The organism is Pseudonocardia cypriaca (assembly GCF_006717045.1).
Classification (GTDB): domain Bacteria; phylum Actinomycetota; class Actinomycetes; order Mycobacteriales; family Pseudonocardiaceae; genus Pseudonocardia; species Pseudonocardia cypriaca.
The window spans coordinates 192,744-219,143 of sequence record NZ_VFPH01000002.1 but is presented as its reverse complement, the minus strand read 5'-3'; the positions used below and the strand labels follow the sequence as shown (position 1 = coordinate 219,143).

The window sequence follows — 26,400 nt, the reverse complement described above, 5'->3', positions numbered from 1 at the left end:
GGGCTGAGTCAGCGCGCCAGGGCGAGGAGGGCGAGCCCGGCGGCGAGGGCGCGTTCCGCGCCGCCCCGCGCCACGGGGGTGCGCAGAACCTCGTAGGTCGGTCGGCGGTAGGCGTCGTGGGTCGGCAGGTAGCCGAGGTAGCCGTTCGTGTAGCCGACGAGCACGGCGGGCGCGGCGGCGCCCGCGAGCGCCAGGTACGGCTCGGCCCCCATCGCGAGCAGGCGCAGCGGGCCGAGCGCCATGGCTCCCACCGCGCACTCGACGGCGCGAGGCCGCTCTTCCCGCCGTGCGGCCCCGTCGGCGAGGCGGGCGGCCTGCAGCGCCGTGTACGCGGTGCGCGTTCCCACCGGGTCGCCGCGGCGTTCGGCCGCGGCGAGCGCCGCGGCCAGCTCGCCGAGTGGTGGCGCGGCGGGCGGTCGGGGGTCGAGCCGCACGGTGGTGCTCGCCGTGCGCAGCCGTCCGGCCGCCACGACCAGCTCGGGCGGCCGGAGCATCGCCGCGGCGGCCGCGTCCGCAGCGACCGAGCCGAGCCGGTCGCACTCGGCGGGGGTCTGGGACCTGCGGTGCGTGCGCGTGCTGACATCGCCCGCGGCACCGGTGACGACCGTCGCGAACGCTCCCGCGAACGCGGGGTGCGCGCCGATGGCCCGCCGCGTCGCACCGGCGAGGTCGGCGCTCACGAGCCGGTTCTCGGCGGCGAGCACGGTGGGGTGGACGGGGAGCACGACGAGCACGCCCGCGGGCCGCTGGGCGCCGCGGTGCACCGAGATCAACTCCACCGGCACGGTCCGCCGGGGCCGGGCACCGGAGCGCTGCCCGCCGACCCCGGCGAGGCGGAGCCTGCGCAGCTGCAGTGTTCCGGGCACTTCGGTCGCGACGGCAGCGGCTGCGGCGCGCGCGGCGGCGGACGGTACGGCGTTCAGCCACGCGGTGGGGGTGTCGCCGCCCCCCGGGGTGCATCCGGTCTCCGGGCCGGCATGGGTGTGCGTGGCGGAGACCCAGACGGCCTCGGCCGGCACGTCGGGCACCTGCGTCCGGACCGCGGCCCGCACCGCGGCGGCGAGGTCGGTGTTGACGCACGGCAGGTCGGCCACGACCCAGACGAACCGGCCGCCGTGGGAGCGGATGGAGAGCGCCGCGATCTGGAGTTCGTCGAGAACCCCGGTGGAGGGACCCGGCCGGTCGGCGTAGCCGCCGAGCTCGGTGCCGGCAGGCACGGGTAGCTCGGCGACGCCGTACCCGACCGCGAGCGCGCCGGTCACGGGACCGCCTCGAGGAACCGCCGCGTGATCTGTCCGGGGTCCGTGATCGCGCCGCCGACCACGACGGCGTGCGCGCCGGCGTCGTACGCCGCACGCATCAGCTCCGGTGTCGTGATGCGTCCCTCCGCGATCACCGGGCAGTCGAGTTCAGCCGCCAGTGAGGCCACCAGCTCCAGGTCGGGCCGGCCGGCACGGGGCCGCCGGTGTAGCCGGAGAGGGTGGTCGCCACGATGTCCGCCCCGGCGTCCCGTGCGGCGACCCCGGCCGCGTGCGTGTCGACGTCGGCCATCACCGGTACCCCGAACTCGTCGTGGATCGCGCTGATCTGCGCGGCGAGGGTGCCGCCTCCCGGGCGCGGGCGCAGCGTGCCGTCGACGGCGACGAGATCGGCACCCGCCTCGATCACCTCGGCCGCGGCGGCTGCGGTCGGGGTGATGAAGACCCCGCTCGGGTCGCCGAGCTTGTGGATGCCGATGATCGGCAGGTCGACCGCGGCGCGGATGGCGGCGACGTCGGCCGGCCCGTTGGCCCGGATCCCCGCCGCACCGGCGCACGCCACGGCGCGCGCCATCCGGGCCATGGCGTCGGGCCCGTGCAGCGGACTCCGCGGGCCCGCCTGGCAGGACACCACGAGCGAGCCCCTCGGGAACGGGATCATCGATCACCTCGGCGCCGGTGGACGTGCACGAGCGGGCGGTAGGCGCCGGGGTCCGGCCGGCCCGCGAGCAGGCAGGCACCGTCGAGCGCGGTGCCGGCGGGGGCGATGTGCCGCGCCTGCGGGCAGCGGGCCGAGAGCTCGGCGCGGAAGCCCTCGCGCAGCGCTGGAGTGGAGTCGACGAGCCGCCCGGTGCACGCCACCGGCACCGACCCGGCGTCGGGGATGGCGGCGACGGCGGCCGCGGCGGTCGTGGCCAGCTCCGCGGCCGCCGTGCGCAGGAGGGCAGCTGCGACCTCGTCGCTGCCCGCCACGCTCGCCACCTGCACCGCGAACCGGGCGGTCTCGTCGACCACGCTCGGTGCCGTGTAGAGCCGCTGCGCGAGCTCGCCGACGGGCCCGAAGGTGCGTTCGGCGAGCTCGACGAGCACGGTCGCCCGCCCGCGCCCGTCCACGGCGCGCAGGGCCGCGGCGATCCCGGCCCGGCCGATGGCGAACGCGCTGCCGTCGTCGCCGAACAGGTGCCCCCACGCGTCGACCTTGTGGCACGTCCCGGTGTCCGGGTCGACGGCGAGGCAGCCGACGCCGGTTCCCACCGCCAGCACCACCCCGCGCCCGGCGCCGAGTGCGCCGGCGTGCGCGGTCACGTAGTCGGCGCACAGGAGCACCTCCTCGGCTCCCACCAGCTCGGCGACCGCCACCGCGAGGCGCTCCCGGCCCTCGGCGGTGACCGGCAGCCCCGTCAGGCCCAGCACCGCCCTCGCCACCTGCGGTGCCCCGTGCACCTGCGCCCACGCGGTCCGCACCGCGGCAACGGTGCCCGGCACGACGTCGCAGCCGTACACGAAGCCCGGGCCGGTGTGCACGCGTCCGGAGCCCGCGATCGTCAGGCGCAGCTCCGACTGTCCGCCGTCGACGCCAACGTGGACGCTCACCGGATGCCCGCGCTCATCGTCAGCCCCTCGACGAACCGGCGCTGCAGCGACACGAACAGCAACACGGTCGGGAGGAGGGCGAGCACCGCCGCGGCCATCATCATCGGCAGGCCGCTCGCGCCGAGGTTGTTCGCCTGCATGGCCGCGAGACCGACCGGCAGGGTGCGGTGCTCGTCGTCGCTGCCCACGAGCAGCGGCCAGAGGTGGCTGTCCCAGTTCATGAGGAAGATGAAGAGCGCGAGCGCGGCCACCGGCCCGCGCAGCAGCGGTGCCACGATCTGCAGCAGCGTGCGCACCACCCCGGCCCCGTCCAGGCGCGCCGCCTCGATCAGCTCGTCCGGTACCGCGTCGATGCTCTGGCGCATGAGGAAGATCCCGAACGCGCTGGTGCCGGCCGGGACGATGAGCCCCGCGAAGCTGTTCACCCAGCCGAGGTCGTAGACCAGCGCGTACAGCGGCACGTAGATCACTTCCAGCGGCACCATGAGCGTCGCGAGCACCACCACGAACGCCGTGTCCCGGCCGGGGTAGGAGAACTTCGAGAAGCTGTACCCGGCGAGCGTGCACGTCACGACGTTGAGCAGCGTGACCGCGACGCCGACGACCACGCTGTTGAGGAAGTAGCGCGCGAAGGGTGTCTCGGTGAACGGCAGCACGAGGTTGCCCCACATCGGACGGTCCGGCCACCACGAGAGCGGCACGGTCAGCACGTCCCCCGGCTCCTTGAGGGCCGACACGACGGCGTAGGTGAGCACGGCGGCGAAGGCGACCCCGCCCGCGGTCAGCACGAGCCACAGCAGCGCGCTCGGAAGCCGCCGCCGGGTCTGGCTCGTCGTCATGCGTCCTCCCTCCGGAACACCCGCAGCTGGACGAGCGTGACCACGAGGAGCACCGCGAACATCAGCACCGCCACCGCGCTCGCCCGCCCCATCCGGGCGCTCTCGAACGCGGTCTTGTAGACGAAGAGGTTGACGACCTCCGTGTCGAAGGCCCCTCCCGTGAGCACGACCTGGGGGCTGAACGCCTGGAAGCCCCTGATCACCGCTATCACGCAGCAGACCGCCGTGATCGGCTTGAGCAGCGGGAACGTGATGTGCCGGAACCGCTGCCACGCGTTCGCGCCGTCCACCAGCGCCGCCTCGAAGACGTCGCCGGGCAGCCGGGACAGTCCGGCGAGGAAGAGGATGAGGAAGAAGCCGGTCTCCTTCCACACCCCCATCACCACCAACGCCCAGCGGGCCGCGGCAGAGCTGGTGAGCCAGTCGACGTCGATGCCGAGTGCCTGGTTCAGCAGGCCGTCGGGGTGCAGCACGAGCCGCCACACCACGGCGATCGCCACCCAGCTGGTGGCGACGGGGAGGTAGTAGAGCAGCCGGACCAGCCCGAACCCCGCCAACCGCCTGCGCAACCCCATGGCGAGCAGGAGGGCCAGCACGAGCGCGGGGAGGTAGGTGGCCACCGTGTAGAAGACCGTGTTGCGCAGGGCCGCGAGGAACCGCGGGTCGGACGCCAGGTAGGTGAAGTTGTCGAGGCCGACGAACTCCGGGGGCGCGGTCAGGCTGTAGTCGTAGAGGCTCAGGTAGAACACCCGCAGGCCCGGGTAGATCGCGAACAGCGCGAACAACGCGAGTGCCGGGAGCGACAGGAGCGCACCGACGAGGTCGCGCCGCGGCTCCACCCCACGGCGTCTGCGGCGGGTCGACGGCGGGTGGTGCACGGTGCGGTCCGCGACCGGCAGTGTCGGTGCCGCCACGGTCAGCCGATGCTGCGCTGCGCGGACGCGTTCGCCTCGCGGAGCGCGTCGGCGGGTGGCACCCCGTCGAAGACGGCCTTGTCGACGGCGGTCCGGATCGCGTCCTGCACCTCGCTCCAGTGCGGGCCCACCTGGTCGTAGCGCCCGCTCGCGTAGGCGTCGGCGATGACGTCGATGAACGGGATCGCCTTCGCGGCCGGGCTCTGGTCCCAGCCCACCACCGGCTGGACGAAGTTGACGTCCCCGAGCCAGCGCTCGTGCTGGGCCGCGAGGTGGGCGATGAAGCGCCAGGCCTCGGTCTGCTGCTCGCTCGCGCTGTTGACGGCCCAGAAGTACCCGTAAAGGCGGTTGACCGCGGGTTGCGCGGCGTCGACGCGGGGGAGCGGCACGACCTCCAGCTGCGGGTACGTGTCCGGGTTCGACTCGCGGATCTGCTCGAGCGCCCACGGGTAGGTGACCGCCATCGACTGGGTGCCCGAAGCGAGGTCCTGGAACGGTGAGGTGGCGTCCCGGGACGACGTGCGGGGATCGGAGATCCCGGAGGACCTCGCCAGGTCGACCCACTGCTGCAGGGCAGCGATGTTGCCCGGGGAGTCGAGCTGCGCGGTGCGGCCGTCGGGGGAGAGCGGCGTTCCCCCGGTCTGGTTGGCCAGGGTCTGGAACCACTGGGCGTACCAGCCGGAGTGCAGGTAGAGGAAGTTGAACGCCTGCTCGTGGCCCGCTGCGTTGAGCGCCCTGCCGGCGTCGATCACCTGCTGCCACGTTCGCGGCGGGGTTCGCCGGGTCGAGCCCCGCGTCGGCGAAGTGCTCCTTGTTGATCGCGAACACCGTGCCGTTGAACTCGCTCGGCAGCCCGTACAGCTGCCCGTCGGGGCCCTTGGCGCCGTCGAGGGTGCCCGGTACGTACCCGGCCTCGACCTCGGCGGCGGACGCCTTGCCGAGCGCCGCCGGGTCGACGGGCGTGACCAGCCGCTTCGCGATGTACTCGCCGCGCAGCGCGCCGTCGTCCATGTTGATGACGTCCGGGCCGCTGCCGGTGCTCAGCGCGGTGAGCATCTTCGTGCCGAACTCGGTGTTCGGCACGGTCTGGTACTCGATCCGCACGTTCGGGTGCGCGGCCTCGTACTCCGCGATGATCGTCTCGTTGAGCTCGACCATCGGCGGGTGGGTGTGCGTCCAGAACGTCACGGTGACGGGTCCGCCCGCGGCGTTGTCGTCGCCGGACGAACCGCACGCTGCGAGGGCCGTGCCGAGCAGTGCGGCGGCGGCAGCGGCGGCCAACCGGTGGTGTCGGACCATGGGGTTCCTCCTGACGGTCAGGTGGCTCGTCGCCGGGGGCGCGCCTGGGCGGCCGCACCGGCGGCCGGCAGGAGCTCGACGGTGAGGGTGAAGTCGTCGCCGCGGTACACCGACTCGCCCGACTCGACGACGCGGCCGCCGCGGTCCCAGACGATGGTGCGGACCCGGAAGCACGGTTGCGCCGTCGTGATCGCGAGCAGCTCGGCGGTCCGCTCGTCCGGCATCGCCGGTTCGAGGTTGGCGACACCGGAGCTGATCTCGATCCCGTAGCGCTCGCTGAGCAGGGCGTACCACGAGCCGGCCAGGTCGGCCTCGACGAGGCCGGGCACGATCGCGGCGGGCACGTGGTTCGTCTCCACCGCCATCGGCTCACCGTCGGCGAGGCGCAGGCGCACGAACCGGATCACGGGGTCGCCGACCGGAAGCCGCAGCCGTCTCGCGACGGCGGTGGTCGCCTTCATGCGACGCAGGCCGAGGGTCCGGCTGCTGGGGGGCGGATGCCGCGGCGGGTCATCTCCTCCGTGAACGACGAGATGGACAGGTGCCGCGGAACCCGCGGCCTGCTCGTGTAGGTGCCGAGCCGGTTGCGGCGCTCGAGCAAACCGTCGAGGACGAGCCGGTCGATCGCCTTCCGCAGCGTCATCCGGGCGACGCCCCATCGCAGCGCGAGCTCACGCTCGGCCGGGATCCGCTCACCGGTCTCCAGCGTCTGGATCAGGTCGAGGAGGCGGGCCCTGGCCTCGGCCGCGCGGTCGTTGGACCTTCCGGGGAACGCCATCTGCCACCTCCTCGCGGCTTGCCCGCGGACGCTAGCGAGACCGCCTCGTCCGGCAATAGACCAGGAGCCGACCGGGCTGGACCAGAGCGAGCCGTCCAGCGGCGGAGTCGCAGGTAGGAGGGCTGGACGCGGAGTGCGTGGTCTAGTACTACCGCGAAGATCGTGATCATGTCGCCGATCTGCGGCCCAACTCCGCGCCGGCATGAGCAGGCGCGGCGACGCACCTCGTGCCGGCCGGCGCGGCTGGTGCGTGGCCCCGCGACCCGTCGACGGGGTGCGCCGGCGGACACGATGCGCGCGGCGGATCACCCGGTCGGCGCATATCCCCGGATGATCACCGGAAGTGGTGGTGGCGAGGCGACAGATTCGACCGGCTGGTCATGATCCGGAGTAGCGGTTCGCTATGGCTGTACCCACAGCCATGGGCAACCGATACTCGCGATCTTGGTGGGCATGATCCGGTGTATCGGGCGTCCGTGGTCGTGGCCGCAGCCATGGGCAACCGCCAGTTCGGATCATGGTGCGCCGTGTTGGTTAGACCACGACGGCACCGAAATGCGTTCCGCGGAACGCACCCGAGCGCCGTGATCAGCGGTTCGCCCGCGGACACGCGTCAGATCCCCCGGCACTCGAGGACCGATGAGTTTCCGTGCCGGGCACGGTCTCCACGCGTGACTGTTCGGCATCATCACCAAGAGGGAGGCAACCCGTATGGCTGGGCCGCTCGACTCCGCACGCGCCGTCACCAAGCTCCCCGTGCAGGACCTGGACCGGGCGCGGCGGTTCTAACGCGATCGCCTTGGTCTGGAGGCCGTCGAGGAGCGCGAGGGCGGGCTGCGCTACGTGTGCGGGGCGACGGAGTTCCACCTGTTCCAGTCGTCCGGGGTCGCCTCGGGGGAGTCGACGCAGATCGGCTTCGAGGTGGAGGACATCGATGCGGCCGTGGCCGAGCTACGGGCGCGCGGGGTGCGGTTCGAGCCGTTCGACATCGCAGGCTTCGAAGTCGAGGACGACATCGTCGCCGTTCCCGACAACTACCCCAGCAAGGGCAGCGGCGAGCGGGGGGCCTTCTTCCGGGACAGCGAGGGGAACCTCTTGGCGCTCGGGCAGGCGACCCGCTAGCGGGTCGGGGTTCGCTGCGCGGGTCAGGCGACGAGCGTCCCGCCGTCCAGGGTGAGGATCGTGCCGGTGGCGTACGGCTGGGTCATCAGCGACAGGTAGCCCGCGGCGATGTCCTCGACCTCGCCGACGCGTCCTGCCGGGAGGGACGCGCCGACCTCGCGGTACATCTGCTCCCGGCCGGCCTCGGACATGCCCGACCAGAGCGGCGACCGGATGACGCCGGGCTGCACGGCGTTGACCCTGATCGGCGCGAGCTCGACGGCCAGCGTCCGCGTCAGTGCCTCCACGGCCCCGCAGATGCTCGCCGCCACCGACCAGCCCGGCCCGGGGCGGACCGATGCGGTGCCGGTCGTCAGGGTGATCGAACCGCCCGCGCGGATGTGCGGGGCGGCGGCGTGGACCGCTGCGAGCACGCCGAAGTAACGCAGGCCGAAGAACGCCCGCGCCCTGTCGAGGTCGAGCTCGGCCACCGGCATGAGCGCGAGCGGTTCGCCCGCCGTGTACACGAGGTGGTCGAGATCGAGCCCGGCGAATAGGGACTGGACCTGTGCCGGGTCGTTGAGGTCGACGGCATGCCCACGCGTGCCGGTCGGCAGTGCTGCGAGCGCGCGTTCGACACTCGCCGGGTTGCCGGACACGACGGTCACCTCGGCGCCGCGTTCCGCGGCGGCCTCCGCCGTCGCGAACCCGATGCCGGACGTGCCGCCGAGCAGGACGACGCGTGAACCTTCGAGGTCCATCGTGGAAGCTCCTTCGTCTTGGGGACACGTCCACGGTGGGCCCGGCTCGGGTCGGCCGTCCAAGACCTTCTGGCCCCGCTGTCATACCCTTGAGGTCTTACCGCTGGTGGGAGAGCGCAGGTGGGGCTGTGATGGACGTCGACCTGCGCAAGCTGCGCTATTTCGTCGCGGTGGCCGAACACCTGCACTTCGGCCGTGCCGCGGACGCGCTGCACATCGCGCAGCCGGTGCTCTCCCGCCAGATCCGGGCTCTGGAGGGCGAGCTCAAGGTGTCGTTGTTCGACCGCAACCGCCGCTCCACCTCGCTCACCGAAGCCGGGGAGCAGTTGCTCGCCGACGCCCGCCCCCTGCTCGCCGGGGCCGAGGCGCTGCGCCGCCGGGTCGCCGAGGCAGCCGCCGGCAAGCGCACGTTCACGATCGGGTTCATGCCGGGCCTGGTCGTCACCTCCGCGGTGCGCACCCTGCTCGCTCGGCACCCGCAGCTCGACGTGAAGGTGCTGCGGACCAGCTGGGACGACCAGACCGACGTGATCCACGACGGCCGGGCCGACGTCAGCTACGTGCGGCTACCGGTCGAGACCCGCGGGCTGGGTATGCGGCCGCTGCTGACCGAACCACGGGTCGTCGTACTGCCGGCCGACCACCGGCTGGCGGGCAAGGAGTCGGTCGCGGTCGCGGACCTGGCCGACGAGCACCTCCTGCAGGACCCCGACGCCGTCCCGGAGTGGCGTGACATCGCCACCGAGCTGCGTACCGGGACGCGGGTGCCGCAGCCGCAGGTGCGCACGGTCGAGGAGAAGCTGGAGCACGTCGCCGCCGGGCGCGGGGTGGTGGTGCTGCCATTGTCGACGGCCACGTTCTACACCCGCCCCGACGTCGTTCACGCTGCCGTGCGCGACCTCGGACCCAACCACGTGTGCTTGGCCTGGGACGCCTCCCGCCGCAGCCGGCTCGTCCAGGAGTTCGTGGCGATCGCGCTGGAACGGTCGGCAGGCCGGTGACGCGGCCGCACCCACATCGGCTCGCTCAAGGCGTCGCGAGGCGAGCTCGGCGGTGGGCGGCCATCCGGACCGGCGCGTTGGCCGCTCCGTACCCGTCGTAGCCGCTGATCCGCTGGACGACCTCGAAGAACACGCGTCCGCCGAGCACCTCCGTGTAGAGGTGGAGGTACGCCCCGTCGGCGGTCTCGTCGTAGAAGACGCCGAGCTCGCGCATCGTGGAGAGCCGGACCGGGTCGAGGTCGAAGCGGGCGTCGAGGTCGTCGTGGTAGTTGGCGGGGACCTCCAGCAGCGGTGCGCCCGCCGCGCGCAGCGCACGAGCCGTGGTGACGATGTCCTCGGTGCCGAACGCGACGTGCTGGGGTGCCGGGACACCCGGGGACCACTCGCCCCGCCGCAGCAGGGCGGCCGTCAGGCTGAGGCGCACGGAGCGCTCGGGGTTCGTCACGGCGCGGTCGCGGACCAGGCCGAAGGGTGCCGGGATCTCGGTGACCTCCTCGGGGCCGAGCCCGAGTACCTCCCGGTAGAAGAGGGTGGCCTCGTCGAAGGAGTCGAACGGCTGGGTGAGGCCGACGTGGTCGGTCCGCGTGATCCCGGCGCCGCCGTCGCCGGTCGCGCCGGTGGGGAGGAAGTCGGCGGGCCAGCCGTCGGGGACGGTGCGGGTGAAGAACAGCTGGGTGCCGTCGGGGGCCGCGACGGCGGAGAGGTCGGCCTCGGCCACGCCGCGGGTGCGGGGGAGCACGGGGGCGAGCAGCGACGTGGCCCGCAGCGCCGAGCCCGTCGGGTCCTCGCTCTCCAACCCCAGTGCGGCGACCTCGGCCACCCCGGTCTCGGCGGGCCGTACGACCGAGGCGTTGAGCAGCAGCGCGGCGTCCCCCTGCACCCACAGCTGGACGGGCTTGCTGCGGTGCTGCCCGGCGTGGGTGAACCCGAGGCGGGCCAGCACGTCGCCGACCCGGGGTCCGGAGACCCCGTCGACGGCCAGCTCGACGAACGAGTACCCGCTGAGCCGCGGGGCTGCCGGACGGGCGGGCAGGCCGAGGTCGGGTCGCTCGCCCGCCACCTGGTCCTCGAGCCACAGCAGGGAGCGCATGGCGTCGACGGCGGTGCGTGCCGGGTCGGCCTGCCGGAAGACGTCGTTGAAGACCTCGAGCGACAGCGGCCCGGTGTACCCGGCGTCGAGGACGCGCGCGAGGAAGCCGGGCAGGTCGAAGGCGCCCTGGCCGGGGAAGAGGCGGTGGTGGCGGCTCCACTGCAGGACGTCCATCTGCAGGTGGGGGGCATCGGCCAGCTGGAGGAAGAAGATCTTGCCGGGTGCGATGTCGGCGAACCCGGCGGGGTCGCCGGCGCGGGACAGGACGTGGAAGCTGTCCAGGCACAGCCCGAGCGCCGGGTGGTCGGCGCGGCGGACGGCGTCCCACGAGCGTTCCCAGGTGCCGACGTGCCGGCCCCACGCGAGCGCCTCGTACGCGATCCGCAGCCCGTGGGCGGCGGCCCGGTCGGCGGCCGCGGCGAGCTGCTCCGCGAGCCGTCCCCGGTCGTCGACGGCGTCGGCCGCGACCGAGGAGCACACGAGCAGCGTCGACGTCCCCAGCTGCGCCATGACGTCGAGCTTCCGATCGAGGCGGCGCAGGTTCCGCGCGAAGCGGTCGGGATCGGTCGAGTCGAGGTCGCGGAAGGGCTGGTAGAGGTCGATCGTCAGGCCGAGGTCGGCGCACCGGGCCGCGAGCTCGGCGGGCGTCCACGGCGATGCGACGAGGTCGGGCTCGAAGACCTCGATCCCGTCGAACCCGGCCGCCGCCGCGGCGGCGACCTTGTCCTCGAGCGTGCCCGACAGGCAGACCGTCGCGATCGAGCGTTCATGCGACACGACCAGCTCCCCCTCCCGGCTCGCTGCGCACCAGCTCGGTGAGGTGCTGGCGCATCCGGTCTACGTCGGCGTGCAGCCCGGTGAACAGCCGGAACGACTCGGCGGCCTGGTGCACCGCCATGCGGCCCCCGTCCAGCGTGGCGCAGCCCGCTGCGCGAGCCGCACGGAGCAGTTCGGTGTCGAGCGGGCGGTAGACGATCTCGGCGACCCACAGCTCGGGGCGCAGGAGCGTCGGCGGGACCGGCAGGCCCGGATGCTCGGACATTCCCATGGGGGTCGCGTGCACCAGCCCGTCGGCCGCCTCCAGCCGGGCGACGAGGTCGTTCGTGCCCCCGCCGGTGGCTCGGCCCGGTCCGAAGCGGTCGGTCAGCGCGGCGGCGAGGCGAACGGCGCGCGCGGCGTCCACGTCGAGGACGTCGACCGTGCCGGCGTCGATCGACAGCAGTGCGTGGCCCGCGGCCGCACCGGCGCCGCCTGCGCCGATCAGCACGACACGGCCGAGCCGTGCGTCCGGCAGCCCGTCCAGGAGACCGTCGCGGAAACCCGTCCAGTCCGTGTTGTACCCGATGGCGCCGCCACGACGATCGCTGTCGTCGAAGACGACCGTGTTGACCGCACCGATCGCCTCCGCGGCGGGATCGAGCGCGTCCAGGTGCGGGATGACGAGCTGCTTGCACGGGTGCGTGACGTTGAGCCCGCGGTACCCCGCGGCCCGCGCCTGCTCCACCAGGTCGCCGATCGCCTCGGGCGGCACCTTCAGGACATCGAGGTCGAGCCGCACGTAGCGGTAGCGCAGGTCGAGCTCCCGGGCCTCCCGCATGTGCAGTGCCGGCGACAGGGACGGGCCGATGCCGGACCCGATGAGCCCCACGAGGAGGTCGGCGGTGCTGGCGTCGATGCTCACGTGACTCCCGAGAGAACGGACTGGATAGTTAGTTGTACCCCGAATCGGGGGCCGCCGGAAGGCGTGCGGGCGAGGCCGAGGCCGCTGACCTAGTGTCGGATCACGCATCGGAGGAGGCGACGTGGCAACGGGGACGGAGAGCACGCGGCAGCGGCAGCGCGATGCCGACCGCACCCGTGCCGAGATCCTCGACGTCGCCACCGAGGAGTTCGCCACGCGCGGCCTGGCCGGGGCCCGGGTCGACGAGATCGCCGCGAAGACCCGCACGACGAAGCGGATGATCTACTACTACTTCGGCAGCAAGCAGGGTCTCTACGTGGCGGTGCTGGAGCGCGCGTACGCGCAGATCCGCTCCCTGGAGCAGCGGCTCGACGTCGAGCACCTCGACCCGGCCCGCGCGATGCGTGCGCTCGCCGAGCTGACCCTCGACCACCACGCGTCGCACCCGGCGTTCATCCGCCTGGTGAGCATCGAGAACATCCACCACGCCGAGCACCTGCGGACATCGCCGGTGCTGTCCAGCCTCGCGGCACCCGCGGTCGACGTACTGGGCCGCATCCTCGAGCGCGGTCGCACGGCCGGGCTCTTCCGCGACGACGTCGACGCGCTCGACGTTCACATGATCATCAGCTCGTTCTGCGTCTTCCGCATCGCGAACCGGCACACCTTCCAGGCCATCTTCGGCCGCGACATGCTCGATCCCCGGTCGGCCGACCACCACCGGCGCATGATCGGTGATCTCGTCCTCGAGTACCTGACCGCTCACGTCGGCCGCGCCTGAGGGCGCTCGGCTTGACAGGGCCGGGGAGCTAACTCACCATCTGGTACCTCACCGTTCGGTACATTAGATCGGCGGTCCGAGGTCATCAGAGGGGATGACATGGACGAGTCCCTGAAGCACGTGAAGACGCCGAGGAAGGCTGCGATCAGCTCCTGGATCGGCAGCGCCCTCGAGTACTACGACTTCTTCATCTACGGCACGGCCGCGGCGCTGGTCTTCCCGAAGATCTTCTTCCCCACGGGCAACCCGGCCGCGGCCACGATCGCCTCGCTCGCGACGTTCGGTGTGGCCTACGTGGCCCGCCCGGTCGGCTCGTTCATCCTCGGGCACCTCGGTGACACCATCGGGCGCAAGAACGTCCTCGTGATCACGCTGGTCGGGATGGGTCTGGCGACGTTCCTGATCGGGCTCCTGCCGACGTACGAGCAGATCGGCATCACCGCACCGATCCTGCTGCTGGTCCTGCGCGTGGCGCAGGGCCTCGCGGTTGCGGGTGAGCAGTCGAGTGCGAGCTCCGCCAGCCTGGAGCACGCCCCGGAGGACCGCCGCGCCTACTACACGAGTTTCACCCTCGCCGGCACGCAGGGCGGCAACATCCTCGCCACGCTGGTGTTCATCCCGGTCGGCGCGCTCCCGGAGGACGCGCTGCTGAGCTGGGGCTGGCGGATCCCGTTCCTGCTGAGCGCCATCGTGATGTTCGTCGGGCTGTGGATCCGGCGTGCCCTGCAGGAGAGCCCCGTCTTCGTCGAGGAGAAGGAACGCCAGGAGGTGCGCCGGGCCCCCCTGCCGGTGCTGTTCCGCAACTACACGCCCGAGGTGCTCAAGGTGCTCTTCGCGGCCCTCGTCTCGGTGATCAGCACGCTCTTCTCGATCTACGCCCTGACCTACGGCGTCAACACGATGGGACTGTCCCGCACGAGCATGCTCTGGATGGTCGCCCTCGCGAACGTCGTGGCGCTCGGCGCGATCCCGCTGTGGGGGATGCTCGCCGACCGGATCGGCCGCAAGCCCGTCTACGTCGTCGGCGCCCTCGGTCCGGCGATCCTGATCTGGCCCTTCATCTGGGCGATCAGCCAGCAGAACATCGCACTGGTCTTCGTCTTCGGCATCCTGCAGTCGGGGATCGTCTACAGCGCGTACAGCGGGGCCGCGTTCGCGCTGTGGAACGAGCAGTTCGACACCCGGGTCCGGATGTCCGGGGTGGCGGTCGGAACGCAGTTCGGCTTCGCGCTCGGCGGCTTCGCCCCGTCGATCGCCGCAGCCCTCGCCGGCCCGCAGCTGGAGAACTGGGTGCCGGTCGCGATGCTCGGATCCGGCGCGGCGCTCGTCGCGATGATCGCCGCCCTCACCATGCGCGAGACCTACCGCGTTCCGCTGGAGGGGCTGGGGAAGCCGGAGCGGGCGTCGGCCTGAGCGGACGCGTTCTCCGGCTCACGCATACCCGACGCGCGAGCAGCTGGGCGGCCCGCGCGGACGAACCTTGGACAAGCCTTTGACAAATGCGGCGGCGCGACCTACCTTATCTGGACAGTCTCTGGACGGAGGTAGGACAGTGAAGATCGCTGACGTTGTCACCGCGGTGTTGCTGATCATCGGTGGGCTCAACTGGGGGCTCGTCGCGCTCGCCGAGTTCGACCTGGTGGCCGCGATATTCGGGTTGTCGTTCGGCGAGACGAACGTGGTCACCCGCCTCGTCTACGCGCTCGTCGGGCTGTCCGCGCTGTACCAGGCGGCCCGGTTGCCCGCCATGCAGCGGCGGTCGGTGTCCCGGTCGTCGGCCGGCCGCGTCTGACCGATGTCCCGGCCGGAACGCCCCTCGGCCGGCGAGCCCTCCGGAGGGGTGGGGGGCCGCGGTGCCGAGGGGTGCTCCGCCGGCGCCGGGATGGCCGGCCTGGTGTCAGGGCTTGCGCGCCACCCCGCACGTGGTCTCCGGCAGGGGCTCGACGTCGCCGACCTCGGCGGCGTCCGGCCGCCATTCGGTGACGGTGACCAGGCCGGGTTCGACCATGTCCAACCCGGAGAAGTAGCCGCGGATGTGCTCGACGGGTTGCTGGATGTAGGGCACGCCCCCGGACTTCGCGTAGTTCTCGGCGAGCGCGTTGAGATCGGGGTTGGTGTCGTTGCCGTCCCAGATGGCCAGGTAGCTGCCCGAGGGCACGGCGTCCACCATGCGCGCAACGGTCGCGTGCGATGCCTCGAAGCTCTTGGCGTGGCCGAGCACGCCCATGAACATGACCGCGATCGGCTGCTCGAAGTCCAGGATGCGACGTGCCCGGTCGATGATGAGGTCGGGGTCGTGGTAGTCGGCCTCGATGTAGTCGGTGACGCCTTCGGGCGTGGTGTTCCTCAGCAGCACCCGCGCGTGCAGGAGCACGATCGGGTCGTTGTCCACGTAGACGATCCGGGACTCCGGCGCGACCGCCTGCGCGATCTCGTGGGTGTTCTGCATGGTGGGCAGGCCGGTCCCGATGTCGAGGAACTGACGGATCCCGGCCTCGCCCGCCAGGAAACGCACGACCCGGGTGAGGAACTGGCGCGACTGCCTGGCGAAGGTGGCCATGTCGTAGAACTTCAGCGCGGCCTCGGCGGCGAGCCGGTCGGCCTCGTAGTTGTCCTTGCCGCCGAGCCAGTAGTTCCAGATGCGGGCCGCGCCGGGCACGTCGGTCCTGATGTCGCGGTTCGGCTCCGTCATGGCAGCTCACTCCTCGGGTCGGGCGACACCTGCGGCGCGTAGGGCCGCCACCACCCGGTGCAGACCGGGCCCATCGGCCGTGGCGGCCATCGTGCCGCACCACGGCGTGGTCCGTCTGCCCTCCGCTCGGCCGCTCCCTCCGAACGTCCTGGAGCACGCCGGTCCGTCGACGGCGCGGATCGAGATCGTCTACGGTGAGAGGACCTTCACCCTCTCGGTGAGCGACGACGGGACCGGGTCCGCGCCGGGGCGGCCGTCCGCGGATTCGCACGGTATCCGCGGTGTGCGGGAGCGTGCCGAGCTCTACGGCGACGTCCTCACCGCCGGACCACGTGAGGAGGGCGGGTTCGCCGTGATCCTGCGCCTGCCGATCAGCGAGGACCGACCATGATTCGCGTACTCGTCGTCGACGACCAGGCACTGATCCGCGGTGGGCTGGTCGCCCTGTTCAACGCGGCGCCGGGGCTCGAGGTCGTCGGCGAGGCCGTCGACGGCGCCGAGGCCGTCGCGCTCGCGGCCGAGACCCGCCCCGACGTGATCCTGATGGACATCAGGATGCCGGTGCTGGACGGGATCTCGGCCACCCGCCGGATCCTGGCGGCGGCTGGTGAGGACCCGCCGCGGGTCGTCGTGCTCACCACCTTCGACCTCGACGAGTACGTCTACACCGCACTCGGTGAAGGCGCGTCGGGTTTCCTCCTCAAGGACACCCCGCCGGACCGCATCATCTCCGCCGTGCACACCGTGGCGGCGGGCGACATACTGATCACGCCGCGCATCACCCACCGGCTGGTCGAGGCCTACGCCCAGCACCACCGCACCGCGGCGGCGGCCAACGCCCACCTGTCCGAGCTGACCCCGCGGGAGACGGAGATCCTGCGCCTGGTCGGCAACGGCCTCACCAACGGCCAGATCGCCCAGCGGCTGGTGCTCAGCGAGGCCACCGTGAAGACGCACGTGAAGCGCATGATGGCGAAGCTCCAGCTGACCAGCCGTGCGCAGGCCGTCGTGGTGGCGTACGAGACCGGGTTGGTTCAGCCCGCCTCGCCACGGATCCCTCGTTCGGGGTAGTGGGTAGTGGCAGCTACCCCTTTCGGGGTAGCTGTGGTTGCCATCTGAGTGGGACGACCGCAGCTGTTCACCCGTTTAGCGTCACGCCGGCGTCGGGCTCCACGCCCGATCGGGGACGTGATGGGGGATGCAACAGCGATGAGTCGCAGATATGCGGTCGCCGCAACCGGGGTGGTCCTGGTCGCCGCGGCTCTGCTCTCGGCATGCGGGACGAACCGTTCGGAGGGCGACGCCGCCGGTGGTTCGTCGTGCGACACCAGCAAGGGCACGCTGGTCATCGGGATGATCGCGCCGATGTCGGGCGGCGTCTCGGCGTTCGGCCTCGGGATGCGCAACTCCGCGGACCTGGCGATCGACCAGGCGAACGAGAACTGCACCGTGCCGGGCTACCGCCTCGTCTTCCAGCCCGAGGACGACCAGAGCCTCCCGCAGATCGCGGCGCAGGCGGCGACGAAGCTGGCTTCGGACCCGAACGTGGCGGCGGTCGTGGGGACGTACAACTCCTCCACGGCGCAGTCGGCCGCCCCGATCCTGGCGCAGCGGTCGATCGTGCAGGTTTCCCCCGCCAACACCGGGCCCGCGTTGACGAGGGGGGAGAAGGCCGCGACCCAGCCGCGGCGTCCCTTCCCGACCTACTTCCGGGTGGCGGCCAACGACCTCGTGCAGGGCCCGTTCGGTGCGCGCTACCTCGTGCAGGAGGCGGGCAAGAAGAAGATCGCGGTCATCGACGACGGCAAGACCTACGGCGTCGGGCTGGTGGAGAACTTCGTGAAGGAGGCCGAGCGCCTCGGTGCTCGCATCGTGGCCCGGGAGAAGGTGGGGGAGAAGGACACCGACTTCTCGTCGACGATCGCCGCCATCCGTTCGAGCCGGCCGGACGCGGTGTACTACGGCGGCGAGTACCCGGCTGCCGGCCCGCTGTCGAGGCAGCTCGCGGAGGCGGGCCTGGACGTCCCGCTGATGGGCGGCGACGGCATCGCCGATCCGCAGTACATCGAGCTGGGTGGGCGGCCCGGTGACTTCGCGACGAACATCGGCGCCCCGGTGGAGTCGCTGTCCAGCGCGCGGGCGTTCGTCGACGCCTACGCGGCGGCGGGCTACCCCGAGCCGTCCAGCGCGTACGGGCCGATGACCTTCGACGCGACGAACGTGATCATCGGGGCGCTCGCGGGGCTCGTGCGGAACAGCCCGTTCGAGGAGTCCAGCCGGCAGCGGCTCGTCGAAGCAGTGCAGCGGACCAACCTCCCCGGGGCCAGCGGGACGGTGGCGTTCGACGAGTTCGGCGACACGACGAACAAGGTCCTGACGGTCTCCACGGTGAAGGACGGCGAGTTCGAGCCCCTCGAGACCGGTGTCTTCGAGCAGTCGAACTGAACCACCTTGTCCACACTGCTCTCCCAGACGGTCAACGGTTTGGTGCTCGGTTCGCTGATCGGGCTGATCGCGCTGGGCTACACGATGGTGTACGGCATCATCCAGCTGATCAACTTCGCCCACGGCGAGGTTTTCATGGTCGGCGCGTACGGCGGGCTGGCGATGTCCACCTACCTGCTCCCCGGGTTCGTGCAGCAGCAGTGGTACTTCGCGCTACCGCTGCTGCTCGTGGGCGGCGCCGTGGTCTCGGTGGCGGTTGCGGTGGCGATGGAGCGGTTCGCGTACCGGCCGCTGCGTGACGCGCCGCGGCTGGCACCGTTGATCACGGCGCTCGGGGTGTCGGTCGCGTTGCAGGAGGCGGTGCGCGTCTTCTACCCGGGGGCGATCTCGCCGCTGCCGTTCCCCAGGGTGTTCGTCGAGGGGGCCTACGTGCTCCCCATCGGGGACGGCGTGCCCGTCCGCTACACCGGCGCACTGATCATCGTCGTGCTGGTCGTGCTGGCGGTCGCGTTGCAGCGGTTCATCGACCACTCGCGGCTGGGACGGGCGATGCGCGCCATCTCGCAGGACCGGGACACGGCGCGGTTGATGGGTATCGACCCGGATCGGGTCATCGTGGCGACGTTCGCCCTCGGCGGGGTGCTCGCGGGCGTCGCCGGCATCCTGTACGGCGCCGACCTGGGCTTCGTCAACATCGACATCGGCTTCCAGACCGGGATCTTCGCCTTCACCGCCGCCGTGCTCGGCGGTATCGGCAACATCCGGGGCGCAGTGGTCGGCGGCCTGGTGGTCGGGCTCGTGAAGGCGCTCGGGGGGCAGTACCTGCCGGGCGGAACGGCCTACGACTACGTCTGGATCTTCGTGGTGCTGATCGCGGTGCTGGTGTTCCGGCCCCAGGGGTTCTTCGGGGAGACGGAGCGGGTGCGCGCATGAACGCTCTGCGGGCGGCAGGCGGCGTGCTCACGATCGTCGGGACGGGTCTGCCCTGGGCGACCTTCGTGCTCAACGGGGGCCCGTACCCGGCGAAGGCGACGCTCGAGTTCTTCACGGAGCCGTTCGGGGTGGTCGGGTACCGGCTGCATCTGCTGGTCTTCGGGGTCCTCGCGGTGGTGTTCGCGCTCGTGGCGGTTCCGGGGCGGGACCGGATCCTGCGCGCGCTGGGTGTCGGCGTCGTCGCCGTCAGCGTCGTCAACGGGCTGTGGATCGCGGTCGAGGGCGGCGGGCTCGGAGCCGTCACCATGTCCGAGGGCGACGTGGCGTTCGGGGCTCCCGTCGCGCTGGCGGGCGGGATCCTGATCCTGGCGGCCAGGGCCGCGGGAGAGCCGGTTCCGCAGTGGCGGTGGCGGCTCGGCCCGTGGTGGGAGCGGCTGGTGCTGCTGGGCGTGTTCGTCCTGCTGCTGATCCTGGTGTCAGCGCTGCTCACCAGCGGCGGGCAGAGCGGTGCGGCGAACGGGTACGCGGGCGCGGTGTTCCTGTCGTTCCTCGCTGCTGCGGGGGCCGGGATCGGGGCGCTCCACGCGTCGGGACTGTTGTCGTGGGTGGGAGAGCTGTCGGAGCGCCACCGGGGGTTCGGCGTCGGTGTGCTGCTGCTCTGCGCGCTCGCGCTGCCGCTCACCGACGCCGGCACCGAGTACTGGATGACGGTCGCGGCGAACATCGGCGTGTACGCCGCCACGGCGATCGGGCTGAACATCGTGGTGGGCCTGGCCGGGCTGCTCGACCTCGGCTACGTCGCGTTCCTGGGCATCGGGGCGTTCGTCGCGGCGAACCTCTCCGGTGCCGCGGCGTCGGGGATCGGGATCGAGCTGCCGTTCCCGCTCGTGATGGTCATCAGCGCGGTGGTCGCGGGGATCTTCGGTGCGATCGTCGGATCGCCGACGCTGCGGGTCCGCGGCGACTACCTCGCGATCGTCACGCTCGCCTTCGGGGAGATCTTCGTCCGGGCGGCCCAGAACGACATCGGTGGGCTGACCGGGGGCTCGAACGCCATTCCGGGGGTTCCGCCGCTGTCGATGTTCGGCCAGGGCTTCGACGACCAGCTGGTCGTCGGGGAGGTCCGGTTGCCGCCAGGGGTGCTCTACTACGTGCTGATCGTGCTCGTCGTGGCCGGCGCGATGCTCGTCTTCGCCAACCTGAAGGACTCGCGGTTGGGGCGGGCGTGGATCGCGATCCGCGAGGACGAGGACGCGGCACGCGCGATGGGCGTCCGCACCGGGCCCATCAAGATCCTCGCGTTCCTCGCGGGCGCGGTGCTCGCCGGGTTGGCCGGCGCGTGCTTCGCGCACAAGACGGCAACCGTGTCGTACGAGAGCTTCCGGTTCATCGAGTCGGTCACCCTGCTCGCCGCGGTGATCCTCGGCGGGATGGGAACGGTCCCGGGGGCGGTGCTCGGCGCGTCGATCCTCTTCGTGCTGCCGGAGAAGCTGCGGGAGTTCTCCGACTACCGGCTGCTGCTCTTCGGGATCGCGCTGATCCTCATCATGCGGTTCCGGCCGCAGGGCCTGGTGTCCGACGCGCACCGGCGGGCGGAGCTCGCACCCGACGCGGAACCGGCCACGGTCGTGCTGCCGGTGGTCACGGCGAAGGTGGCCCCTTGATGCCGGAGCGGCCGAAAGACGATCTCGGTCCCCCGCTGGTGCACGGCGAACCGATCCTGCGAGCGGCCGGCGTGTCCATGCGGTTCGGCGGGCTCACCGCGCTGAGCGAGGTGTCGTTCGCCCTCGCCCGAGCGGAGATCATCGGCCTGATCGGACCGAACGGGGCCGGCAAGACCACGTTGTTCAACTGCCTCACCGGGTTGTACACGCCCACGTCGGGTTCGGTGACGCTGCGCGGGTTGCCGCTGCCGCAGGACCCCGCGCGGGTCACCGAGCGCGGGGTGGCCAGGACGTTCCAGAACATCCGGCTCTTCCCGAGCATGACCGCGCAGGAGAACGTGCTGGTCGGCAGGCACGTCCGGATGAAGCAGGGCCCGCTGTCGTCGCTGCTGCACGGGCGGGCGTTCCGGCGCAGCGAGGCGGAGGCCGCCGGACGAGCGGCCGAGCTGCTGGAGTTCGTCGGGCTGTCCCGGTTCTCCGAGGAGCTGGCCCGCAACCTGCCCTACGGCGACCAGCGCCGGCTCGAGATCGCAAGGGCGCTCGCGACCGATCCGGCAGTGCTGCTGCTCGACGAGCCGACCGCCGGCATGAACGCCCAGGAGACGGAGGCCACCCGGCAGCTGGTCTTCGCGATCCGCCGCCTCGGGATCTCGGTGGTCGTCATCGAGCACGACACCAAGTTCATCTTCGGCCTGTGCGACCGCGTGGTGGTGCTCGTGCGCGGCGAGGTGCTGGTGCAGGGCCGGCCCGGTGAGGTGCGCGGCGACCCACGGGTTGTCGAGGCGTACCTGGGTACGCCGCCGGAGCAGGTCGGCGGGGGGCGGCGCGGATGAGCTTCCTCGAGGTCAGCGACCTCACGGTCGCCTACGGCGCGATCCAGGCGGTGCGCGGTGTGTCTTTCGTCGTCGGCCGTGGCGAGATCGTCAGCCTGATCGGCAGCAACGGCGCGGGCAAGACCACCATCCTGCGCACGATCTCCGGTCTGCTGCGGCCCGTGTCGGGCGGGATCCTGCTGGACGGCGAGCCGCTGCACCGGTTGCCCGCGCACGAGATCCTCGCCCGCGGCGTGGCGCACAGCCCGGAGGGGCGGCGGCTCTTCGCGCGGATGACGGTGGAGGAGAACCTGCGCCTCGGCGCCTACACCCGGCGCGACGAGCCCGGGATCAAGAGCGACCTGGAGCGGATCTACGCGCTGTTCCCGGTGCTCGGCGAGCGCCGCGGGGACAAGGCCGGGCTGTTCTCCGGCGGCGAGCAGCAGATGCTCGCCATCGGAAGGGCGCTGATGTCGCGCCCGCAGCTGCTGATGCTCGACGAGCCGTCGATGGGGCTGTCGCCGATCATGACCCGGAAGATCCTCGAGACGGTCCGCGAGCTGCGGGACTCGGGCACGACCGTGCTGCTGGTGGAGCAGAACGCGCTGGCGGCGTTGTCGTTGTCCGACTTCGCCTACGTGATCGACCTGGGCCGCACCACGTTGTCCGGCACCGGGGCGCAGCTGCTGGCCGACCCGCGCGTGCGCGCGGCCTACCTCGGTGACGGTGTCGCGAGCTGATCCCGTACGTGGCGGGGCGACCGCCCGGCCACGTCCGCATCACGGGGGAGAGACCATGGACGACCCACGCACCTCCGAGCCACCGGCCGACGTGGCGCGCCACACCCACGCTTCCTGGTTCGTCCGGCGCCTGCTCAACGGGCGCGACTGGTTCGACGGGCGCGTGGTCACCGCAGCCGACGCCGGCTGGGACGAGGCCCGGACGCCGTGGCAGCTCGCCGTGGACCAGCGGCCGACCGCTGTCGTGCTCGCCGGGTCCGAGCACGACGTGATCGCGACCGTCCGGGCGGCGCGGGCGTGCTTCCTGCGGGTCGCGGCGCAGGGCACGGGCCACAACGCCAACCCGCTCGGCCCGCTCGGCCCGCTCGGCGACACGGTGCTGCTACGCACGTCCGGCATGCGCGGGATCGAGATCGACGCGGAGCGCCGCACCGCCCGCGTGCAGGCCGGTGTCGTGTGGGGCGAGGTGTCCGCGGCGGCGGCCGAGGTCGGTCTGGCCGGGCTGGCCGGTTCCGCCCGTGACGTCGGCGTCGTCGGCTACACGCTCGGCGGCGGGTTGTCCTGGTTCGCCCGCTCCCACGGGCTCGCGGCGAACCACGTGGTCGCCGCCGACGTCGTCACCGCCGACGGCGAACTCCGCCACGTCGACGAGGACCACGACCGCGACCTGTTCTGGGCGATCCGCGGCGGTGGCGGCTCGTTCGGCGTCGTGACCGCCCTCGAGTTCCGGCTGTTCCCGATCACCCACGTGACCGCGGGCGCCATGTTCTGGCCGATCGAGTACGCGTCGGAAGTGCTGCAGGCCTGGCGCGAGTGGCTGCCCGCCGTCCCGGACGAGATCACAACCGTCGCGCGACTGCTGCGCTTCCCGCCGCTGCCCGAGGTGCCCGAACCCCTGCGCGGCCGGTCCTTCGTGGTCGTCGAGCTGGCCTCGCAGCTCGACGAGGAGGCCACCGACGGGCATCTCGTCCCCCTGTGGAAGCTCGACCCCGAGATCGAGACCGTCCGGCGCATCCCCGTTACGGAGCTCGCCGACCTGCACATGGACCCGCCCGGCCCGGTCCCGGCGACCGGGGACGGTGTCCAGCTCGCGGAGCTGACCCGCGAGACCCTCGACGCGTACCTGTCCGTGACGACCGCGCCGGACTTCACGATGCTGAGCACCGAGATCCGGCAGTTCGGCGGCGCGCTGACCAGCGGCCGCGGCAGCGGTGGCGCGGTCTCCGAGCTCGCCGGAGCCGCGGGGGTCTTCTCGGCCGACCTGACACCGGACCGGGACTCGGTCGTCGCCGCCCGGGCGGCCCTGGACGGGCTGCGTGCCGCCCTCGCCCCATGGGCCGCGGACTCCACGTACCTCAACTTCGCCGAGCGCCGTCCCGCCGTACCCGTCTTCCCCGCCCAGGCCTACCAGCGCCTGCGGGAGATCAAGACCGCCGTCGACCCCGACGACGTGATCCGGGCCAACCACCCGGTTCCCCCGCTGACGAGGCAATGGGGACGGTCGTGAGGAACCGCCCTCGACGAGCACCGGGTCGGTCAGGACCGCCCGGCGGCGGTCGGCGAGGGCGCGGCCGACCCACCCTTCGACGCCGTGCCCGCCATCAGCTTCGCCACTTCGGCCTGGTCGGCGGCCGACGGATGACCCCAGTCGGGTTCGTAGTCGTAGATCTCGCGCAGCGGCGTGCCAACCGTCTGCCCGGTGAGGATCTCGACGTCGTCGGTGCCGATCATGGCCGGGTGCTCGACGCCGGTGGCCTCGGCCACCTTGAGGAGGTCGCGCCGGAGGGTCCGGATGTAGTTGGCCACCCGCACCGATTTCAGCTCCGGGTCGAGGCCGTGGGCGAGCCAGCGGTTCTGCGTGGCCACGCCGGTCGGGCACGTGTCGGTGTGGCATTTCTGGGCCTGGATGCAGCCGACCGCGAGCATCGCCTCGCGCGCGACGTAGACCAGGTCGGCACCGAGCGCGAACGCGACGACGGCGTTGTCGGGCAGCCCGAGCTTCCCCGCTCCGGCGAACACGACCTGCTCGTGCAACCCGCGCCGGGCGAACGTCCGGTAGACCCGGCTGAAGCCCATCCGGAACGGCAGGGAGACGGAGTCGGTGAAGACCAGCGGTGACGCTCCCGTCCCGCCTTCGCCGCCGTCGATGTTGACGAAGTCGACACCGCGTCCCGTGTCGGCCATGAGGCGGGTGAGCTCGTCCCAGAAGGTCATGTCGCCCACCGCGGACTTGATGCCGACGGGGAGACCGGTCTCCTCGGCGAGCATCTCCACCCAGTCCAGCAGCTCGTCGGTGTTGGTGAACTCGGCGTGCCGGGACGGGCTCACGCAGTCGCGCCCCACGGGGATCCCGCGCGTGGAGGCGATCTCGGGGGAGACCTTGACGCCCGGCAGCAGCCCGCCCAGCGAGGGTTTGGCACCCTGGCTGAGCTTCACCTCCAGCGCACGGATCGGGGCCGCTGCCACGACGTCCTTCAGCCGCCCGAGGTCGAATCGGCCATGTTCGTCGCGGCAGCCGAAGTAGCCGGTGCCGATCTGCCACACCAGCTCCCCGCCGAGCAGGTGGTAGGGCGACACGCTGCCCTCTCCGGTGTTCTGCATGCACCCGGCGAGCGCCGCGCCCTTGTTCAGCGCCGCCACCGCGTTGCCGGAGAGCGACCCGAAGCTCATCCCGGAGATGTTCACGACCGACTCCGGTCGGAACGCCCGCCTGCGCCCGCGGGCCGCACCGAGCACCTTGGCGCACGGGATGAACGCCTCCTGCCCGACGTGGGGACTCGACGCGGGCACCGCGCCGCCGAACGTCCGGTGCTTCACGATCACGTAGCCCGGTGTGTGCTCCACGTCGTTGTCGGTGCCGAAGCCGAAGTAGTTGTTCTCGAGCTTGGCCGAGGCGTACACCCAGCGGCGCTGGTCGCGGCTGAACGGGCGCTCCTCGTCGTTGCCCGCGACGATGTACTGCCGCAGCTCCGGCCCGATCCTCTCGAGGAGGTAGCGGCCGTGGCCGATCACGGGGAAGTTGCGGAGCAACGCGTGTCGGCGCTGTGCGAGGTCGTGCGCGGCGACCCCGGCTGCGGCGGCCAGTGGCAGCACTCGACGCCATTTCATCCGCCAGAGTCTGCTCCGGTCGGCGCGCTCGCGCAGGACTAAGGAGCGACCCGAGCCGGAGTCGTCAGCGTGGCGCGGCGACCGGCCCGAACGCCGAGAGCGCGACGTCCTGCCAGCGCTCCCACTCGGCGATCCGCGCCAGGTGCTCGGCGCGCACCGGCTCGAACGACTTGCCGAAGAAGACCCGCAGCGGCGGCTCCTCCGCGTCGACGACGGCGAACAGCGGCGATACCGTCGCCGCGGGGTCGCCGATCTCGAAGCTGTCGGCGTCGGCCCGGAACCGGTCGTAGGCGGCGATCGGCGTGCTGTGCCGGGACCCGACGGCCAGCCAGTCGGTGTCGTACGGTCCGGGCTCGATGTTGGTCACCCGGATCCCGAGGTCGCGCACCTCCTTGACCAGGGACTCGCTCAGACCCTCCACCGCCCACTTCGACGCGTGGTATGCACCGATGCCGGGGTAGGCCCGGACCCCGCCTTCGCTGGTGACGTTCACCAGGTGCCCGGAGCCCTGCTCCCGCATGATCGGCAGAGCGGCCTGAAGGACCCAGAGCGCGCCGAAGAAGTTCGTCTCCATCTGGGCGCGGATCTCGGCCTCGGTGAGCTCCTCCACCGCGCCGAAGTGCCCGTACCCCGCGTTGTTCACCACGACGTCGAGCCGACCGAACCGCTCGGTGACCCGGCCGACCGCCTCGAACACCGAGTTCCGGTCGGTGACGTCGAGTCGGAGCGGGAGCAGCGCGTCGCCGTGGGTGGCGACGAGGTCGTCGAGGGAACGCGGGTCGCGGGCGGAGGCGGCGACCCGGTCTCCCCGCCGCAGAGCCGCCTCCGTCCAGATGCGGCCGAAGCCGCGGGACGCGCCGGTGATGAACCAGACCTTCTCGTTCGTTGCCATGCATCCAGGTTGCGTCG

At 72.0% G+C, this 26,400-nt stretch carries 25 protein-coding genes and 3 pseudogenes; 13 read left to right on the top strand and 15 right to left on the bottom strand.

Going from position 1 to position 26,400, the window contains the following annotated elements:
• Positions 1 to 8: 8 nt before the first annotated feature.
• From FB388_RS18880 to FB388_RS39470, 9 genes and pseudogenes are all read right to left on the bottom strand, one after another.
• Positions 9 to 1,262, bottom strand: coding sequence for a hypothetical protein (locus tag FB388_RS18880; protein WP_142103526.1), 1,254 nt, complete (start codon positions 1,260 to 1,262; stop codon positions 9 to 11).
• Positions 1,259 to 1,833 (bottom strand): annotated as a pseudogene (locus FB388_RS18875) (N-acetylmannosamine-6-phosphate 2-epimerase). The gene FB388_RS18880 and the pseudogene FB388_RS18875 overlap by 4 nt, the downstream one beginning before the upstream one ends.
• 83 nt (positions 1,834 to 1,916) lie before the next feature.
• On the bottom strand, positions 1,917 to 2,852 hold the full coding sequence (locus tag FB388_RS18870) for a BadF/BadG/BcrA/BcrD ATPase family protein (protein ID WP_142103525.1): 936 nt from the start codon (positions 2,850 to 2,852) through the stop codon (positions 1,917 to 1,919).
• Positions 2,849 to 3,691, bottom strand: coding sequence for a carbohydrate ABC transporter permease (locus tag FB388_RS18865; protein ID WP_142103524.1), 843 nt, complete (start codon positions 3,689 to 3,691; stop codon positions 2,849 to 2,851). The genes FB388_RS18870 and FB388_RS18865 overlap by 4 nt, the downstream gene beginning before the upstream one ends.
• Positions 3,688 to 4,605: a carbohydrate ABC transporter permease gene (locus FB388_RS40490; protein ID WP_246122175.1), complete on the bottom strand. Its 918-nt coding sequence runs from the start codon at positions 4,603 to 4,605 to the stop codon at positions 3,688 to 3,690. The genes FB388_RS18865 and FB388_RS40490 overlap by 4 nt, the downstream gene beginning before the upstream one ends.
• A 2-nt stretch (positions 4,606 to 4,607) precedes the next feature.
• Positions 4,608 to 5,369: pseudogene (locus FB388_RS40485) on the bottom strand (extracellular solute-binding protein); the annotation flags it as partial.
• A 34-nt stretch (positions 5,370 to 5,403) separates the two neighbouring features.
• Positions 5,404 to 5,763, bottom strand: a pseudogene (locus FB388_RS41215) (ABC transporter substrate-binding protein); the annotation flags it as partial.
• 158 nt (positions 5,764 to 5,921) lie between these two features.
• Entirely contained in the window at positions 5,922 to 6,365 is a 444-nt protein-coding gene (locus FB388_RS18845) for a GntR family transcriptional regulator (RefSeq protein WP_170225725.1), read from the bottom strand.
• Positions 6,362 to 6,682 carry a GntR family transcriptional regulator gene (locus tag FB388_RS39470; RefSeq protein WP_170225724.1) on the bottom strand — a complete coding sequence of 107 codons (321 nt, stop codon included), beginning with the start codon at positions 6,680 to 6,682 and terminating at the stop codon, positions 6,362 to 6,364. Before FB388_RS39470 ends, FB388_RS18845 begins: the two co-directional genes overlap by 4 nt.
• An 804-nt stretch (positions 6,683 to 7,486) precedes the next feature.
• Between FB388_RS39470 and FB388_RS18835 the strand changes: the two genes are divergently transcribed.
• On the top strand, positions 7,487 to 7,804 hold the full coding sequence (locus tag FB388_RS18835) for a VOC family protein (RefSeq protein ID WP_342787946.1): 318 nt from the start codon (positions 7,487 to 7,489) through the stop codon (positions 7,802 to 7,804).
• Between the two features lie 23 nt (positions 7,805 to 7,827).
• Here FB388_RS18835 and FB388_RS18830 read toward each other — a convergent pair whose 3' ends face one another.
• Positions 7,828 to 8,544 carry an SDR family oxidoreductase gene (locus FB388_RS18830; RefSeq protein WP_142103520.1) on the bottom strand — a complete coding sequence of 239 codons (717 nt, stop codon included), beginning with the start codon at positions 8,542 to 8,544 and terminating at the stop codon, positions 7,828 to 7,830.
• Between the two features lie 131 nt (positions 8,545 to 8,675).
• On the opposite strand from FB388_RS18830, the gene FB388_RS18825 reads away from it, so the two are divergent.
• Complete coding sequence (locus tag FB388_RS18825) at positions 8,676 to 9,545, top strand: LysR family transcriptional regulator (protein ID WP_142103519.1); 870 nt, start codon at positions 8,676 to 8,678, stop codon at positions 9,543 to 9,545.
• 25 nt (positions 9,546 to 9,570) lie between these two features.
• On the opposite strand, the gene FB388_RS18820 is transcribed toward FB388_RS18825, so the two are convergent.
• Positions 9,571 to 11,412, bottom strand: coding sequence for a bifunctional sugar phosphate isomerase/epimerase/4-hydroxyphenylpyruvate dioxygenase family protein (locus tag FB388_RS18820; RefSeq protein WP_142103518.1), 1,842 nt, complete (start codon positions 11,410 to 11,412; stop codon positions 9,571 to 9,573).
• Entirely contained in the window at positions 11,402 to 12,316 is a 915-nt protein-coding gene (locus tag FB388_RS18815) for a shikimate dehydrogenase (protein WP_246122173.1), read from the bottom strand. Before FB388_RS18815 ends, FB388_RS18820 begins: the two co-directional genes overlap by 11 nt.
• A 121-nt stretch (positions 12,317 to 12,437) precedes the next feature.
• Between FB388_RS18815 and FB388_RS18810 the strand changes: the two genes are divergently transcribed.
• The 3 genes from FB388_RS18810 (at position 12,438) to FB388_RS18800 (ending at position 14,889) form a co-directional block, all read left to right on the top strand.
• On the top strand, positions 12,438 to 13,097 hold the full coding sequence (locus tag FB388_RS18810; protein WP_142103516.1) for a TetR/AcrR family transcriptional regulator: 660 nt from the start codon (positions 12,438 to 12,440) through the stop codon (positions 13,095 to 13,097).
• 99 nt (positions 13,098 to 13,196) lie between these two features.
• Complete coding sequence (locus tag FB388_RS18805; protein ID WP_142103515.1) at positions 13,197 to 14,510, top strand: MFS transporter; 1,314 nt, start codon at positions 13,197 to 13,199, stop codon at positions 14,508 to 14,510.
• Positions 14,511 to 14,649: 139 nt separating this feature from the next.
• Positions 14,650 to 14,889 carry a DUF378 domain-containing protein gene (locus FB388_RS18800; RefSeq protein ID WP_142103514.1) on the top strand — a complete coding sequence of 80 codons (240 nt, stop codon included), beginning with the start codon at positions 14,650 to 14,652 and terminating at the stop codon, positions 14,887 to 14,889.
• A gap of 105 nt (positions 14,890 to 14,994) precedes the next feature.
• On the opposite strand, the gene FB388_RS18795 is transcribed toward FB388_RS18800, so the two are convergent.
• Entirely contained in the window at positions 14,995 to 15,789 is a 795-nt protein-coding gene (locus tag FB388_RS18795; RefSeq protein ID WP_142103513.1) for an SAM-dependent methyltransferase, read from the bottom strand.
• 79 nt (positions 15,790 to 15,868) lie between these two features.
• Here FB388_RS18795 and FB388_RS18790 point away from each other — a divergent pair, with 79 nt between their 5' ends.
• The 8 genes from FB388_RS18790 (at position 15,869) to FB388_RS18755 (ending at position 23,890) form a co-directional block, all read left to right on the top strand.
• The gene (locus tag FB388_RS18790; RefSeq protein ID WP_142103512.1) at positions 15,869 to 16,180 is read left to right on the top strand and encodes an ATP-binding protein; all 312 of its coding nucleotides are present in this window, start codon (positions 15,869 to 15,871) and stop codon (positions 16,178 to 16,180) included.
• Complete coding sequence (locus FB388_RS18785; protein WP_142103511.1) at positions 16,177 to 16,860, top strand: response regulator; 684 nt, start codon at positions 16,177 to 16,179, stop codon at positions 16,858 to 16,860. The genes FB388_RS18790 and FB388_RS18785 overlap by 4 nt, the downstream gene beginning before the upstream one ends.
• 138 nt (positions 16,861 to 16,998) lie before the next feature.
• A complete protein-coding gene (locus tag FB388_RS18780; RefSeq protein ID WP_142103510.1) occupies positions 16,999 to 18,234 on the top strand; it encodes a branched-chain amino acid ABC transporter substrate-binding protein in 1,236 nt (411 codons plus the stop codon).
• Between the two features lie 6 nt (positions 18,235 to 18,240).
• The gene (locus FB388_RS18775; RefSeq protein WP_142103509.1) at positions 18,241 to 19,167 is read left to right on the top strand and encodes a branched-chain amino acid ABC transporter permease; all 927 of its coding nucleotides are present in this window, start codon (positions 18,241 to 18,243) and stop codon (positions 19,165 to 19,167) included.
• Positions 19,164 to 20,831, top strand: coding sequence for a branched-chain amino acid ABC transporter permease (locus FB388_RS18770; protein WP_142103508.1), 1,668 nt, complete (start codon positions 19,164 to 19,166; stop codon positions 20,829 to 20,831). Before FB388_RS18775 ends, FB388_RS18770 begins: the two co-directional genes overlap by 4 nt.
• Complete coding sequence (locus FB388_RS18765; RefSeq protein ID WP_142103507.1) at positions 20,831 to 21,664, top strand: ABC transporter ATP-binding protein; 834 nt, start codon at positions 20,831 to 20,833, stop codon at positions 21,662 to 21,664. Before FB388_RS18770 ends, FB388_RS18765 begins: the two co-directional genes overlap by 1 nt.
• Positions 21,661 to 22,383, top strand: coding sequence for an ABC transporter ATP-binding protein (locus FB388_RS18760; protein ID WP_142103506.1), 723 nt, complete (start codon positions 21,661 to 21,663; stop codon positions 22,381 to 22,383). Before FB388_RS18765 ends, FB388_RS18760 begins: the two co-directional genes overlap by 4 nt.
• Positions 22,384 to 22,438: 55 nt before the next feature.
• On the top strand, positions 22,439 to 23,890 hold the full coding sequence (locus FB388_RS18755) for an FAD-binding oxidoreductase (protein ID WP_142103505.1): 1,452 nt from the start codon (positions 22,439 to 22,441) through the stop codon (positions 23,888 to 23,890).
• A 29-nt stretch (positions 23,891 to 23,919) separates the two neighbouring features.
• Here the strand turns inward: FB388_RS18755 and FB388_RS18750 are convergent, their stop codons facing one another.
• Both FB388_RS18750 and FB388_RS18745 read right to left on the bottom strand, forming a co-directional pair.
• Positions 23,920 to 25,491, bottom strand: a complete 1,572-nt coding sequence (locus tag FB388_RS18750) for an FMN-binding glutamate synthase family protein (protein ID WP_142103504.1) — start codon at positions 25,489 to 25,491, stop codon at positions 23,920 to 23,922.
• 64 nt (positions 25,492 to 25,555) lie between these two features.
• Positions 25,556 to 26,383, bottom strand: coding sequence for an SDR family NAD(P)-dependent oxidoreductase (locus FB388_RS18745; RefSeq protein ID WP_142103503.1), 828 nt, complete (start codon positions 26,381 to 26,383; stop codon positions 25,556 to 25,558).
• Between the last annotated feature and the right edge of the window lie 17 nt (positions 26,384 to 26,400).

Coding starts and splice junctions, on each gene's coding strand:
- FB388_RS18865 (WP_142103524.1), bottom strand. CDS start 3,691: ATGACGACGAGCCAGACCCGGCGGCGGCTTCCGAGCGCGCTGCTGTGG.
- FB388_RS18845 (WP_170225725.1), bottom strand. CDS start 6,365: ATGAAGGCGACCACCGCCGTCGCGAGACGGCTGCGGCTTCCGGTCGGC.
- FB388_RS39470 (WP_170225724.1), bottom strand. CDS start 6,682: ATGGCGTTCCCCGGAAGGTCCAACGACCGCGCGGCCGAGGCCAGGGCC.
- FB388_RS18830 (WP_142103520.1), bottom strand. CDS start 8,544: ATGGACCTCGAAGGTTCACGCGTCGTCCTGCTCGGCGGCACGTCCGGC.
- FB388_RS18825 (WP_142103519.1), top strand. CDS start 8,676: ATGGACGTCGACCTGCGCAAGCTGCGCTATTTCGTCGCGGTGGCCGAA.
- FB388_RS18805 (WP_142103515.1), top strand. CDS start 13,197: ATGGACGAGTCCCTGAAGCACGTGAAGACGCCGAGGAAGGCTGCGATC.
- FB388_RS18795 (WP_142103513.1), bottom strand. CDS start 15,789: ATGACGGAGCCGAACCGCGACATCAGGACCGACGTGCCCGGCGCGGCC.
- FB388_RS18785 (WP_142103511.1), top strand. CDS start 16,177: ATGATTCGCGTACTCGTCGTCGACGACCAGGCACTGATCCGCGGTGGG.
- FB388_RS18780 (WP_142103510.1), top strand. CDS start 16,999: ATGAGTCGCAGATATGCGGTCGCCGCAACCGGGGTGGTCCTGGTCGCC.
- FB388_RS18770 (WP_142103508.1), top strand. CDS start 19,164: ATGAACGCTCTGCGGGCGGCAGGCGGCGTGCTCACGATCGTCGGGACG.
- FB388_RS18765 (WP_142103507.1), top strand. CDS start 20,831: ATGCCGGAGCGGCCGAAAGACGATCTCGGTCCCCCGCTGGTGCACGGC.
- FB388_RS18760 (WP_142103506.1), top strand. CDS start 21,661: ATGAGCTTCCTCGAGGTCAGCGACCTCACGGTCGCCTACGGCGCGATC.
- FB388_RS18755 (WP_142103505.1), top strand. CDS start 22,439: ATGGACGACCCACGCACCTCCGAGCCACCGGCCGACGTGGCGCGCCAC.
- FB388_RS18750 (WP_142103504.1), bottom strand. CDS start 25,491: ATGAAATGGCGTCGAGTGCTGCCACTGGCCGCCGCAGCCGGGGTCGCC.
- FB388_RS18745 (WP_142103503.1), bottom strand. CDS start 26,383: ATGGCAACGAACGAGAAGGTCTGGTTCATCACCGGCGCGTCCCGCGGC.